This window comes from Microcystis aeruginosa FD4 (assembly GCF_009792235.1).
Classification (GTDB): Bacteria; Cyanobacteriota; Cyanobacteriia; order Cyanobacteriales; family Microcystaceae; genus Microcystis; species Microcystis viridis.
Window position 1 is genome coordinate 1,796,345 of sequence record NZ_CP046973.1, and the last position, 14,055, is coordinate 1,810,399.

Consider the following 14,055-nt stretch of genomic DNA (forward strand, 5'->3'; position numbering starts at 1 on the left):
ACATCGCTCCAAAAACTCCAATAACTTTTCTTCCCACATTAATGACGGCTTTTTCTGTATTTTTCACCCAGTCATCCCCTTAAAGCTTTATTTCTGTTTGTATCACTTGTTACTTTTTGAAATGAGAATTGCTGCTACTCCAAAGCATACTAGCAAGAGAGCAGAGGGTTCTGGCACTTGTACTGTCTGTGCTATACCAAAGTGTAAGAACTCAAAACCATTATCAACGTTCCTGTAATCCACATGGATCTGTGCGATGTTCGTAGTTAAGCCGCCAAAGAAGAGATTTTTACTATTCTCTTGGTTCTGGATGTTTCCGTTTCCAACCATTAAGCCATTACTTGGATTCCACAAGTTCGGACCGGTATCACCTGAATATATTCTAAATTCCCCAAGTACCGTCCAAAAAGTCAGAGGAATCGGGTTGTTTGAACTGTCGAAGGCACTGATTACGAATTCATTCGTAGCTCTTAAATTTCCTAACGTAAAAATGGTGCCGCTGTCAGGCGAAACCCCACTAAAAGTGAAAGTGATCGAAGCATCTCCCGATTGGCTAACAAATAATCCCTCAACGGGGTTTCCAAACGGGAAGGTCGAATCTGGTGGGGTTACAGAGATAGGTAATACAGATTGAAATGAGTGTACGTAACTTACTGTTCCTGTGCCTGAGCTATTTGAAAAAGGCCGAGATGAACCCATCGTCCAATCAACCCAGATAACGGGGTTGACATATTTAAACAATGATTTTAATTGCCTCATATTTTTTCAGTAAAATTTGAGAACATGGGAGTGCGATGGTTGGCTTTAAGCAATACCGTCCTGTTTTGGAAACTGTGGCGGCAGTTCTGCTGGATAACTGTACCGTGACTTTATTAGCTGACCGAGGGTTTGAACATGGCTTTTTAATACGCTGATTAAGACAAAGGGACTGGTCTTAGTATATTCGCGTAAAATCTGAGCCACAAGTGACCTTGGCCACTGGGAAACAAGAGTCCGGAGCCACGGCTGTTGCCTGAGCTAGGACGAGCTAATTTGTTTGACTTATGTAGGAACAATAAAGGAATATGATCGGAAATGTTGAATCCGCACATAAAACTTTACAGACAAGCTGACGAGAACAGGCGTTCACCCAGAGATATACCTGGACTTCCCCGTTGACAAAAAGCCATAACCTGTGCTTTGGGAAAGATTAACAGAATTTCCGCCGCCCCGTTACTGGGTACAAATCAGAGAAACTCCTAATAAATCTAAAGCCGCACAAACTTCTCGTCAACAGTAAATCAGTTGATACCTGGACTTCCCCCATACAGAAATACTAAAAAATCAACAAAACCCTTACTGCATGGAGCTTCTCAGAAAAAATTGACAAGCCGCTACTGGGTACATTTTTCGCTTGAAAATGGCTGTACCGTTGACTGTATCTGGAGTAGAGCGATGACCTAGAGTTGGCTGTATAGTGATCGCTAACCTCATTGTAACAGATGGTGTCATTAATCTCTAGAGTCAGCGATTCCCTCTGTAGCCATGTTTTTGATGGTTTTCTGCCCCGAAACAAGCTATAATGGTCGAAAGGTCAAATTTGAAAATTTTTGCCTCAAACCCTATCAGCGTAAGGACTTCAGGAGTTTGTGTCCAGTAGTCCATTAGTATTATATGGCTTTAACTCAGGCTCTATAAGACTTTTAGCCATAGCTAGTATGTTTATACGGGGGAAGTCCAGTGATACGTCATCTTTCTGAGAAATGCTCTCACCTCACCTCAACTGTGGCACTGGCATCGCCGAACACATCGACTAACCGGACAGCGATCGCTCGTTTCCCTGCTCTCAACCCCGGTGCAGTCTTAACGAGTAATTTAGATAGTCAACAGCTTATCGATCCCATGTTTCCCTATTCTAAGCGCACAATCTCTCCACCTCTGGCTAGAGATAATTCTGCTGCCTGGAGGATTTTGACTAATTCCGTCCCTACCGATCCCGAAGATACAGGAGAATCGACACCCGTAGCCACCGACTCTAAAAAATGTTCGCACAATGCTTTCAGGGGTTCACCATCGGCAATAGGGATAGATTCCGTCTCCTGTCCTTGGGGAATAAAATAGGCTTCCTGACGTTCAAAATCGCCCTTTTGTCGGGTTAAAGGCGATCGAGAGTCTAATTCATTGAAAATTAAAGTCCCTTCGCTGCCAACTATTCCTAAGCGTCGCTGTTTATCGGGATTCAACCAACAAAGGTGAATAGTCGCTTGAAAACCATCGCCATAGATCAGGGTTAACCAGACTAAATCGGCTAGATTAGATTGTAGCCAAACTGTTCCTCGCGCTTGTACTAATACAGGTGTACTATTTAACCAATGATTAAAAATCGAGATATCGTGAATAGCTAGATCCCACAAAGCGGACACATCCTGACGAACCGGCCCCAGGTGGGTGCGAGTGGCATAACCATAAAGAGGTTTACCGATACCCCCAGATTGCAGGACTTTTTGTCCGGTGATAACGGCCGGATGAAAAAGATAGGTATGATCAACTAATAAAATACGCTGTTTTTGCACCGCTAATGCCGTTAATTCGGCACATTCTTGGGAATTGAGGGTTAAGGGTTTTTCGGCCAGAACGTGATAACCTAAATTAAGAGCATCTTTAATCAGGGGATAATGGCTGATGGCGGGAGTAACGACGACTACGGCCGAGATTTCGGGATGATTGCGAATAGATTCCCAGTCATTGGCTAAAATAACCTTATTAGTATCGAGATTAAATTGATCGCGACAGAGACGGAGTTTTTCGGGGGAGGGATCAACGATCGCCACTACTTGTGCTGAGGGATGTTGAGAAAAATGACGGACGTAATGCACTCCCCAACGTCCTACCCCTAAGATAGCGATTCCTGTGGACATTTTGCTTACTCAGATAGATCAATCTAGTTTATTTTAAAAGGATTAGGCACAATTGTTAACTGACTCTGAGAACTGGAAGGGATTATGTTAAAATTTTTTATCGATCGAGGGGGAACTTTTACCGATATCGTGGCGATAATCGATCGACCAGAAATTATCGAACGACTAGCTAGAGATGCCGCTAGATTTCTGATTGTTCCCCTTGCTGATCAACAGTGGATTGTTCTCTATAAACTGCTCTCGGAGAATCCCGAAAAATACCCAGATGCAGTCATGCAAGGGATTAAAGATATTAGCGGTTCCCTAGATAACATCGAAGTGATTAAAATGGGAACAACGGTAGCCACCAATGCGCTGTTAGAAAGGAAAGGAGAGCGCACGGTTTTGTTAATCACCAAAGGGTTTAAAGATGCCTTGAGAATTGGCTATCAAAATCGCCCCGATATTTTTGCCCGTCAAATTATTCTGCCTTCTTTATTATACGAACAAGTTATCGAAGTGGCCGAACGCTACGATAGTCAAGGACAAGAATTAATCGCCGTTAATCCCGCCCAAGTTAAAGCCGATTTAATACCAGTTTATCAAGCTGGTATCCGAAGTTGTGCGATTGTTTTTATGCACAGTTATCGTTATCCCGACCACGAAAAACAAGTGGCAGCTATTGCCGAAGAAATCGGCTTTACTCACCTAGCAATTTCCCACCAAGTCAGTCCTTTAATGAAACTGGTATCCCGGGGAGATACCACAGTGTTTCTGCCTATCTATCGCCAATTTTACGCCGATATGTTGATAGTATTAGCCAGCAATTACCGAAGACTAGCTTACTATTTATGAAATCCGATGGCGGTTTAGTCACCGCCGATAAATTTCAGGGTAAAGATAGCATTTTATCCGGTCCTGCGGGGGGAATAGTTGGGGCAGTACAAACCAGTTTAAGGGCAGGATTTAGCAAAATTATCAGTTTTGATATGGGAGGAACTAGCACCGATGTTTCTCATTTTCAAGGGGAATACGAGCGCCAAACAGATAACGAAATTGCTGGCGTAAGAATGCGAGCGCCGATGTTAAGTATTCACACCGTGGCCGCTGGTGGGGGTTCGATTTTAGTCTATGATGGTTATCGTTTTCGGGTTGGACCAGAAAGTGCTGGAGCTAATCCGGGACCTGCCTGTTATCGACGGGGTGGACCTTTAACAATTACCGATGCTAATGTTTTGTTAGGAAAAATTCAAGCCGCCTATTTTCCCGCTATTTTTGGACAAGAGGGAAATTTCCCCCTAGATAGAGAGATTGTGCTGACAAAGTTTCACGAATTAGCGGCAACAATGGGGGGTAATAATAGTCCTGAACTGCTGGCGGCGGGGTTTATTAAAATTGCTGTGGAAAATATGGCTAATGCGATTAAAAAAATCTCTCTACAAAAGGGTTATGATCTCAGTGATTATACTCTTTGTACCTTTGGCGGTGCCGGGGGTCAAGTGGCCTGTTTAATTGCCGATACTCTGGGAATGAAAAGCATTTTTCTCCATCCCTACGCCGGGGTTTTAAGCGCCTACGGCATGGGGTTGGCCGATTTGAGGGTAATTAAAGAAAAAGCGATCGAACAGTTGTTAAATGCCGATTTAATCGGGCAGTTACTGACGGAGATGAACGAATTAGAAGTTTTAGCTGGTCGGGAATTAGAGGGTTATAATCAGGTGCGGCAGCAAGTCAGTTTAAAATATCAAGGCAGTGATGCCACTTTAGCGGTTAATTTTAGCGATCAAATGCGTCAGGATTTTGAACGGGAACATCAAAGACGTTATGGGTTTAAGCAAGAACAAAAAGCTTTAATTGTTGAGTCGATTGCCGTGGAATTGATCGAGACTATGGACAGTCCCCAAGAAGCAATTTTAACTCGCACCCGTCCGATGGGAGAATTACCTCCTATCCTCGATCGAGTAGCGGTTTTTATGGCTAATCAATGGCGGGAAACGCCAATTTATCAGCGTTCAGATCTGCAACCTTTTGATTGTCTGGCTGGACCTGCAATTATTATCGAAAAAATTAGCACGATTGTGATTGAACCAGGTTGGATGGTAAAATTAACGGAGAAAAATCATTTAATTCTCTCCAAAGATTAACTAATTGAACTACTTAGAAATATCTACGGCAGTTATTCTAATTGATCAATTCTCATTTCGCCGAGGTATTTACGGAGACAGGGAGAAAAAACCTCGTAAATCAGGGTAAGGGGTTGGCGAGCGTGCCAAAATAGGTAATGACGACCCCAAAATGCTCCTTTTTCCCCAAAAGCTATTTCTAATTCTGGGGAATGACCGTAATAAAGTCCCTGCACATCGCGATACAATTCCGTGTGCAGCCGCGAGAGACTTTCCCAAATCGGTAGGGAACGATTTTCTAGATATTCGTCCACTTGATTGGCAGACCACCAAGAAGCAGCATAGGCTAACCTTTGACCACTAGCTGTGCGTAACCAGACTTGACGACGCAATCTCGGCCCCGGAATCAGGCTAATTTTCATCGGTGCGCCATCCTCATCATCGCCGATGGGGGACATATCGATCACATCTACTTCCGTTTTTTCACCAGTTAAAAGTTGTAAATGACGGGTGGGAGAACCATCACCGAGAATTAAAATCTGCCACGGGGGGGCAAGTTGGCTATGGGGTAAACCTTGTTTAACATCGGTTTCGTCTCCTTGCCAGAGAGGGGACAGGGAGTACCAAGGACGATTAAGCAGGGGCTTTTCTTGGGGGCGGAGGATAGCAGTCAAGGTTTGTTACAAAACTTTATGATTCTTCAATTAATCATATCTCATTCCTCCCATTAAACGTCAAGGAATAAGAGGATAGCGAGACTGAATTTCCTTTGGTACATTTCTAGTTGCTTCTCCAATAATGAGAAAATCATAGAGAACCGCTTTGATATTTGTTTGATTCTTGGTAAATTCCTCAAACGTTATTCCCTTTGTCCGCTGTTCAATTGCACTGATAAGTAGCGAGGCACAATTATTTGTAGGATGGGTTAGCGCACTTCGTAACATAATCGGGCGTTGGGTTTCATACTTCAACCGTTCGGCAAAAGCTCACGGCCGAAGCCCAACCTACGTTCATCTTATATTTAATTCCACCCACTCACTTAGATTCTAAAATCTCTTGAAGGCGAAGTCGCCAATCTCTAGAAGGCATTGATAACATCCTCAAGCACAGGTTCTGGTAAATGTTCTCTCAAGGCATCCTGAGTTCCCAAATCTACAGAACATCCCAGAATATCTTCTAAATAGGGTTTGCTGAATAAATCTAAAAACCTTGTTGGGTAAAACTTTTAGACCTTTTGGCCATCAAAAAGTAATGGATCTGGGAGTGATCGGGGGAAAAATTCCTGGACTTTTTCCCTGAAAATTAGGTAATTGACCCCCTCAAAATCGGTAAAACCCTACACCCCACACCCCACACCCTACACCCTGCCCCCAGGAAAAACTTTTTCAGCAAACCCTAAATAATACTGTATTTGCAGAAGTTGAAAAAAACCACTTTGTCGATCAAATTCTACTAACAAATCCACATCACTATCGCCATGAGCTTCATCCCTTGCAACTGAACCAAATAAAGACAAAGATTTTACCCCCAGTTTTTGTAACTGTTCTCGGTGTGCCTCTAGAATTGCCAGCACCTCATCTCGTTTCATCTGGTGTGTCCTGGAACCCGTCATCAGTATTATGCCATTTTTCTAAAGTCCTGACAGACATAGAGATTCTCAAATCCAAGACCATCCCGTCAAATACCTGATCGTGTCATTGGATAGAGAATTTAAAAGATGATAAAGTTTACTTCTTAAGTTATCAAGGAAGTTAAAATTACCTCATGCCAATAAGTTTTTTAAATATAGCCAAACTCTCTCAATGGGATTTACTTCTGGACAATAGGGAGGTTGATAAAATAGTAGAATATTATCGGGTATTTCTAAGTCGGTCGCAGTAGGTGCGGGAGCATTATCTAATTGAATAATATGTAATTCCTCGGGAAAATCTTGAGAAAAAGTGTTAAATTTTGATTAAAATATTCCCCGTCTAAATGGGAAAACTCATAGACAAAACTACTACCTGTTCGAGGTTCTATTAAACCATAAAGCCAGAGCTATTGAAAATTATACTAAAAATTACCAAGAGGCTTGATGCCTTTAATTGTTATTTTTTCTCTGGCAATATTGTGACAACCGAAGCAGGTTTTTAAATATTGACTAACTTTTTCAGATTCTTTGTCTAGTAAAGCTCGTAGCTGTTCAGTTAGATTATTTTTGAATATTTCTACTTCCCCTAGTACTTGTTTTAAGTTTTGAGGTCAAGCCACTTTCAATTTAGTTTGTAGTTCAGTTCTTATGAGACTGTAAATAGTTATATAACTGGTGGGTATTTCTAAAATAACTGATACTAAAAAATGAATTTCTCTATAACTTGGAAAGCCTTCAGGGTCTTTTAAATCATTCTGAAGCGGCTTCTTCTCCTGAAATCTTTTTGGGTCTTCCCAGTTTTTCTGATTCTGACAAGAGATTTTCTATTCCTCCTTCTCGATAAGAATTTAACCAGCGATGAAGGGTTCTTTCTGATCGTCCTATTAACACGGCTAGATGACGAACCGTTTCTACCTCCTTAATTTTTAGTAGATATAAGGATTGTACTTTAGCAAAGTTTAAAGAGGTTACTTGTTGCTTTAATAAGGATTTTAATTCTTCTACCGACTCAGCAATATTAAGATTAGGGACTCCACTCATTGCCTTTTTACTGCATAAATTATACCTTTCCCAAGTATAACATACTTTTTTTCAAAAAGTATAAGCTGTACTGCATTTAAACTGCATAGGGGAAATTTTAGGATAAATTCTTAAAATTCCTCTTTAATCTTCCACCGGCGCTTCGCCATCGTTCCGCTTATTTGAATGAGACCCTTGTTTAATTCTATTTACCCCTTAAATATTTCTACTTAAGTAGTCGTGCAAAATTAATTTCCTAGTCGAGACTCCGAGACTCCGAGACTCACAAGACAGCTATTAGGGATCGGATTTGAGTTTTCAGTTCACTGTTTACTGATCACAGCAGCAGTCTGACGGAGTAGTGGCTTAGATGTGTAATTAATTGTGCTTAGATACTTATGACCTAAGAGAGATGCTCCCGTATTTTCTTAAATGTATAGTAGGAGTATCTGGGAGCAAGTCACTTTCGCGAGTGCATAAATCTGACACTCGTGGGACAAGTCACTGAACACCTAAGACAAGGTTGTTTACTTCAAAGAAGGAGAAAAAAGATGTTAAAAATTACTGCGGATGTATATTCTGGACGAGCGAATCCGGAGTGGATTATCAGTGATGAACAGGAAATTCGCACTACCCTGCGGGAAATTGCTAATAATGCTAGTGTCATCGCTAAATCGGCACCAGCCAACGCTGGTCTAGGATTACGGGGATTTTTAGTAGAACCCCTCAACGATGAGTTAGGCCGCAATTACAATCTGTCTGAGAGTATTTATCTAGCGGCTGGACAGTATGCTATCAGTTCTAAAGCTAATGCTATTGCCGAAAGACTGGTCGGTTTAATGAATAGTGCTGAAATAACCACCAGAATGACCCCTGAAGAAGAAGCTCTATCTTTAGATGCAGATCTACAGGGGTTTTTGCAGGAACAATTATATGTAGGTGAGCGCTTGACGCTCCTCGATACGGAAGGATTAGAATTATCCCCCGAAGCTGTCGAAATGCCCCTCGAAACCCCCAAGGCCGCCTGCCAATACGAATTGGGAGCTTATAATCCCAATTTCTGGAACAACAACGCAACTATCCTGCGGAACAATAACTGCTACAATTACGCCAGTAACAAACGCACCGATACCTTTGCCCAACCCGGACGCGGTTGTGGTAATATCTACCGCTCGCTCACCTGTGCGGAAGTGACCCGAGCTTCCCTGTGTGATGGCTTACACGTACGTTATAATTGTTTCCCCGCCTCCGAAGCCCCTCGCTATCTGGTCGCCCTAGTTATAGCTCCAGGACGAGATTTCCACTGGTATCGACTGAATAAAGAGGGTTTCTGGAGTCATAAACCTGGTTCCACGCCGGTCAGAAATGTTGATAATAGTAACCGGGTGATTACAAATCCCGAAACCTGTAATCGCGGAATTTATACGCAATTTTGCGGCTATTTCTATACTTGTAAGAGCCAAAAAATTCGTTAAACGTTTCAACTCAGGTCAGTTAGATGGCTAAGATAGAACCTGAGGGAAGGAGGGGAAAGGTGGGAGTAATTGTGGCGATTGCCATACCCCTCTTTTGCCTGCTCGGCCTAATAGTTTACACTCAGACAGTGGAGCCCATTGTGCAAGTAGAACTCGATGTATTTAGTGGTCGTCCCAATCCCCATTGGACTCTTAACCAGCGCGATAGTCAGGAACTACTCCGGCGACTGCAGCGTTTGTCCCCTACCAACGCCGGTGAACCTAGTGGCAATTTGGGTTATCGAGGGGTGATCCTCAGTAATCCCGAAGGTGCGATCGCTGGATTCGAGTGGATCGTTTGTTCGAATGGATTAGTGGTCGGATACAAGGGAGACTCATCCCAGAAGTTTATCGATGCCAATCGTAACTTGGAACGTTGGTTAGTACAAACTGGTGAGACAACTTTGGGACCAGATATACTGCGCTCGCTCCGTCAAGAGTTCGGTGGTGATTTCTAGGCATATTTTTAGCTTTTCAAGAGTTGGTTGCCAGTATTCGCTAAAAACTAGGACTGGTGCGTTGACAAAAGTGCTGTCTTTGATCTCCTTTGACATTCTGGTAAATTCCCCTTATTGATACCAAATTAAATTGTATTCAGTGCAGATAGAGCATCAAGGATGAAGGGAAATCCTGTGAAAGAAGCAACCCTCTGGGGGTGTTAACTTCTTAAACAATTCATCTACTTTGACTTCCAAGTCCTCTCAAGTCTTAAAGCATGACCATTTGATCTCTTTTTTCAGTTCTTCCCCTAGTCTCTCTATTGGATTCAGTTCTGGAGAATAGGGAGGTGGGAATAACAATATTATGTTTTCGGGAATAATCAACTTCTTACTTGTGTGAAATCTCCGATTATCTACTTGCACAATATTAAGGCTATCTGAATAGGCTTTTGAGAACTCCTCTAAATAGGGTTTGCTGAAAAAGTGTATTGGTGGGGTTAGGAGTCAGTCCCGATGAAAAAATTTTCACCCCCACAGATGAAAGAGGTTTCCTTCCCTACACCCCACACCCGTTCGGCGGTTCGGCTGATCTCACCGTCGAAGCCTGAGATCACGGCCGAAGCCCACACCCTACACCCTCTTTCAAGTCAGGAGTCTCTGAGTCAGTAGCCGGTCGTTTCAGGCTTTGTTGCCCTCCTTTTTTGTACCAGTCTTGTACTAAAAAAGGATAATGCCAGGTTTTTGAATGTCCCAATCCTATATTCGCAGCATGAACATCGGATTTTAACAGGTCAAAAGCCTTATTTTAAAAGGGTTTTACCATTATTCAGCCAGCCCTAAATAGATGTAAAACATCTTTGCACATCTTAATTTTTTTTGCCAATTTCTGCTGCTTTTGATACAGATTTTTTGGCGTTTTTATAGTATGTGAGTCAGGCTTATTCCCTCAATATCAGAAAAAAAAGAGCCTCTCTTGGCTCTTGGCTGAAAAATGTTCACAATGTCACATTATGGGCGCAAGCAGTTCGATCAACTCACTGACCAGGTTGCGCCCCTACATTGCAGCTGCTGTGATTGGTAGGGGCGTATAGCGTACGCCCTTCATTTGGCATTTAGAACAGGTTTCTCGCCTGTTCTAACCTATGGCTGACTTAAGCCGGTCTTCCCTCCACCACCTTATCGATTAAACCGTAGGCGACCGCTTCCTCGGCGGAGAGGAAATAATCGCGGTCAGTGTCCTTTTCGATGCGTTCGATAGTTTGTCCGGTGCGATTAGCCATAATTTCGTTTAATTGCTGGCGAATACGCAGGATTTCCTTAGCTTCAATGTCGATATCCGTCGCTTGCCGGCGCCCGGTTCCGCCCATGGGTTGGTGAATCATAATCCGCGCGTGGGGAAGAGCGAGACGCTTACCCGGACTACCAGAAGCCAGTAAAAATGCCCCCATAGAGGCCGCTAATCCCACACAGATAGTCACCACTTCCGCTTTGATGTACTGCATGGTGTCGTAGATGGCCATGCCGGCGGTAACGGAACCCCCTGGCGAGTTGATATAGAGATAGATGGGTTTACTGGGGTCTTCCGAGTCGAGATAAAGCATTTGGGCCACAAGGGCATTGGCTAACCCGTCGGTGACTTCCTGCCCCAAAAAAAGAATGCGTTCCACCGAAAGACGGCTGTAAATGCTAATCCACTGTTCGTATTGGCTACCCGGCAGACGGTAGGGAACTTTTGGCACACCGATAGGCATAATTGGTAACAACTCCTGCTAATTTGTATTGACAGTCCCATCGCTAAAAACGAGGGATTCTTGGTTCAACGAGTTTTCTTAATCTGACAGGACTTGTCCAACCAAATCAGAGGAAATCTCTCCCCAAGCTTGAGTTCCGGTATGCCCTACCGTACTTAGTCCCTTTTTGAGAATATTGATAGCGGCGTTAATATCTCTATCTTCTACATAGCCACAATGGGGACAAACATGGGTTCTCGTAGATAGAGATTTAGGGACTTTTTGACCACAGTTAGAACAATTTTGACTCGTGTTATGGGGGGCTACTGCTACCGTAACCTTACCATATTTAAAACCAAAATATTCTAACCATTGTCGAAAAGTTGACCAAGCCACATCATTAATAGATTTAGCTAGTTTAGAGTTTTTTACCATGCCTTGAATATTTAAGTTTTCGTAAGCAATAAAATCGTTAGATTTAATGACGCGCAATGCCTCTTTTTCGACAAAGCCTCTACGTTGCCTACTTATTCTTAAATGTTTTCTTGCATATCTCTTTCTGGCCCTTTGGTAGTTGTTTGATTGGGGTTGACCTTTTCTAAACTTTTTAGATTTCTTCCGATTGAGACGATTTAATCTTTTTTCTGCCTTGCGATAGTATTGCGGTATTTCTACCGTTTCCCCATCACTGTTAGCGTAGAAAACTTTTAAACCTACATCCAATCCCACACATCTTTTTGTTGGTTCTAGGGGTTTAGCATATTCCCAAATATCAACGCTAAGACAGAATTGGACATAATAACCATCCGCTCGTTTAACAATCCTAACTCGTTTAATTTGGTCTAGAGGGTAAAAGTTTAAGTCTCTGGTTCCTTTCAGTTTAACCGTGCCAATGTTTTTCTTATCTGTGAAAGTTATTTTCTTTCTATCATCAGATAGTTGACCCCCAGAGTTTTTGTATTCCACAGAACGATTATTTCTCTGAAACTTAGGATAACCTTTTTTACCTTTTATTTTTTTCTTACAATTGTCATAGAAACGAGCAATAGCTGACCAGGCGCGTTCGGCTGATGCTTGTCTAGCCGTAGAATTTAGAGTATCAACAAACTTGAACTGTTTGGCGAGAACTGCACAATATTTATTGAGAGAATATTTATCGATTTTGTCTTCTCTCTTGGCATCCATCCAAAGCCTTAATGCTTTGTTTCTGATGAATTGTACTGTACGAATAGCCTCATCAATGGCAGAACATTGACTTGGTTTGACCACGGCTTTCATTTCTAAGACAATCATCGTTTATCGACCTCAAACAACTATTTTTAGGCTAACGCATCCGCACAAAATTGTCAAGGATTCAATCGTGCTTCGTGTCACTGAGCCTTTACATTGAGCAGCCCGAGTGAGCCTCGCCGAACTCCTGTCGAAATGTGTCGAAGTGCTTTTTTATACTGGTCGGGTTTCATCCCGTCAGTGAAACTGAGGGTCTTCACCCGACACTTAAGATAAATCTTAACTAACTTGGGCGAGGGGTTTTGGTAGTTCCTTGCGACTTTCGAGAACGCGATCGATCAACCCGTAGTCTTTCGCCTGTTGTGGGGTGAGATAGAAGGTGCGATCCATATCTTTCGCCAGTTTTTCGGTGGTTTGTCCCGTATTTTTCGAGAAAATCTCTAACATCGTCTGTTTGTTGGCGATTACCTCCTTGGCACGAATCTGGATATCGGTGGCTTGTCCTTGGGCCCCGGTGCGATTTTGGTTGAGAACAATGGTAGCGTGGGGTAAGGAGGCGCGAAAACCCTTGGTTCCCGCAGAAAGAATCATCGCTGCCGTTCCCATGGCCTGCCCGATACAGATAGTATGAACGGGAGGTTTAATGTAGTTGAGGGTGTCACAGATAGCGAAAGCTTCGGTTTCGTAACCGATCGCGTCCCCCGTGTACCAGGATGTGCCGGTAGAGTTGATATAGAAGAAAATCGGTTTTTCGGGATCGTCAAATTGCAGGTAAAGCAGTTGGGCGATAATTAATTCCGTCACATCCACTCCGACATTGCGCTTGACATCATCGGAGGAAAATAAAGGCAACCCCAGATAGACAATTCTCTCTTTGAGCAGGAGAGATTCCAAGTCCGGTGGTGGTGTCCGATAGGCTGCATCCCCATAATAGGCAGTTTGTACCGCTTTAATCGCTGAGTTCATCGAGTTTTTCCGTCATACACAGTATCCTGCTTTTGATTTTAACGTAATCAGGTTGACCGATTGCGTGGGGGTAGGTTCGTCCCCAGTAATCCCTCCACAGCTGCCCGTGCATCTTATAGGTAGCTAGACACAATTAAGGGATTTGCGCTTTGATAATGTACCTTTTGGGCGAACGCAGTTCGCCCCTACATTGTGGACAAAATCCGTTACTGTAGGGGCGCATTGACAATCTCCGAAACCCTCTCAGGTTGTACTTTTGACTTTTGAATAGACCTCTTGCAAAAATCAAAAATCTTCCGTTAGGTCAGGAGTCTCCGAGCCAGTAGTCAGTAGTCAGGAGAATTAAGAATGAGCATTAATCAATTAAATGCTTTATTTAGAGATTTTACGCAATTTTATGCCTATTTTTCTCATTTTTGCCCTCTCAACAATTAATTATGCAAGAACTCTACTTTTGACTTGCGCGTAGCGCTAGACATTTTGGCTGCCAGGAACCTGCGCCCAAATGCCTATTTTCAGGCTGAGC

Annotated in this window: 8 protein-coding genes and 5 pseudogenes; 3 read left to right on the top strand and 10 right to left on the bottom strand. The window is 42.9% G+C overall.

What is annotated here, in order from left to right; genetic code table 11:
- Positions 1-102: 102 nt before the first annotated feature.
- Positions 103-759, bottom strand: a complete 657-nt coding sequence (locus tag GQR42_RS09335; RefSeq protein WP_158199759.1) for a choice-of-anchor K domain-containing protein — start codon at positions 757-759, stop codon at positions 103-105.
- Positions 760-1,889: 1,130 nt separating this feature from the next.
- The gene (locus GQR42_RS09340) at positions 1,890-2,897 is read right to left on the bottom strand and encodes a Gfo/Idh/MocA family protein (RefSeq protein WP_158199760.1); all 1,008 of its coding nucleotides are present in this window, start codon (positions 2,895-2,897) and stop codon (positions 1,890-1,892) included.
- Between the two features lie 84 nt (positions 2,898-2,981).
- Here GQR42_RS09340 and GQR42_RS09345 point away from each other — a divergent pair.
- Positions 2,982-5,020, top strand: a pseudogene (locus tag GQR42_RS09345) (hydantoinase/oxoprolinase family protein).
- A 32-nt stretch (positions 5,021-5,052) separates the two neighbouring features.
- Here the strand turns inward: GQR42_RS09345 and GQR42_RS09350 are convergent.
- From GQR42_RS09350 to GQR42_RS09365, 4 genes and pseudogenes are all read right to left on the bottom strand, one after another.
- Positions 5,053-5,673 (bottom strand): chorismate lyase, encoded by a 621-nt coding sequence (locus GQR42_RS09350; protein ID WP_158199761.1) that lies wholly within the window; start codon positions 5,671-5,673, stop codon positions 5,053-5,055.
- A 63-nt stretch (positions 5,674-5,736) separates the two neighbouring features.
- Positions 5,737-5,943 (bottom strand): annotated as a pseudogene (locus GQR42_RS09355) (HepT-like ribonuclease domain-containing protein); the annotation flags it as partial.
- A 452-nt stretch (positions 5,944-6,395) separates the two neighbouring features.
- Positions 6,396-6,587 (bottom strand): annotated as a pseudogene (locus tag GQR42_RS09360) (nucleotidyltransferase family protein); the annotation flags it as partial.
- Positions 6,588-6,656: 69 nt separating this feature from the next.
- Positions 6,657-7,670 (bottom strand): annotated as a pseudogene (locus GQR42_RS09365) (IS630 family transposase).
- 530 nt (positions 7,671-8,200) lie between these two features.
- On the opposite strand from GQR42_RS09365, the gene GQR42_RS09370 reads away from it, so the two are divergent.
- On the top strand, positions 8,201-9,124 hold the full coding sequence (locus GQR42_RS09370; RefSeq protein ID WP_158199763.1) for a hypothetical protein: 924 nt from the start codon (positions 8,201-8,203) through the stop codon (positions 9,122-9,124).
- A gap of 140 nt (positions 9,125-9,264) precedes the next feature.
- Positions 9,265-9,621, top strand: coding sequence for a hypothetical protein (locus GQR42_RS09375; protein ID WP_158199764.1), 357 nt, complete (start codon positions 9,265-9,267; stop codon positions 9,619-9,621).
- A 243-nt stretch (positions 9,622-9,864) separates the two neighbouring features.
- Here GQR42_RS09375 and GQR42_RS29915 read toward each other — a convergent pair whose 3' ends face one another.
- From GQR42_RS29915 to GQR42_RS09395, 4 genes and pseudogenes are all read right to left on the bottom strand, one after another.
- Entirely contained in the window at positions 9,865-10,092 is a 228-nt protein-coding gene (locus GQR42_RS29915) for a transposase (protein ID WP_158202434.1), read from the bottom strand.
- A 662-nt stretch (positions 10,093-10,754) separates the two neighbouring features.
- Positions 10,755-11,354 carry an ATP-dependent Clp protease proteolytic subunit gene (locus GQR42_RS09385; RefSeq protein WP_158199765.1) on the bottom strand — a complete coding sequence of 200 codons (600 nt, stop codon included), beginning with the start codon at positions 11,352-11,354 and terminating at the stop codon, positions 10,755-10,757.
- A 65-nt stretch (positions 11,355-11,419) separates the two neighbouring features.
- Positions 11,420-12,626, bottom strand: a pseudogene (locus GQR42_RS09390) (RNA-guided endonuclease InsQ/TnpB family protein).
- 216 nt (positions 12,627-12,842) lie between these two features.
- Positions 12,843-13,529, bottom strand: a complete 687-nt coding sequence (locus GQR42_RS09395) for an ATP-dependent Clp protease proteolytic subunit (RefSeq protein ID WP_045360910.1) — start codon at positions 13,527-13,529, stop codon at positions 12,843-12,845.
- Between the last annotated feature and the right edge of the window lie 526 nt (positions 13,530-14,055).

What these genes read in the sequence shown, in the direction of transcription:
- GQR42_RS09335 (WP_158199759.1), bottom strand. Translation starts at nt 759, where the DNA reads ATGAGGCAATTAAAATCATTGTTTAAATATGTCAACCCCGTTATCTGG.
- GQR42_RS09340 (WP_158199760.1), bottom strand. Translation starts at nt 2,897, where the DNA reads ATGTCCACAGGAATCGCTATCTTAGGGGTAGGACGTTGGGGAGTGCAT.
- GQR42_RS09370 (WP_158199763.1), top strand. Translation starts at nt 8,201, where the DNA reads ATGTTAAAAATTACTGCGGATGTATATTCTGGACGAGCGAATCCGGAG.
- GQR42_RS09385 (WP_158199765.1), bottom strand. Translation starts at nt 11,354, where the DNA reads ATGCCTATCGGTGTGCCAAAAGTTCCCTACCGTCTGCCGGGTAGCCAA.
- GQR42_RS09395 (WP_045360910.1), bottom strand. Translation starts at nt 13,529, where the DNA reads ATGAACTCAGCGATTAAAGCGGTACAAACTGCCTATTATGGGGATGCA.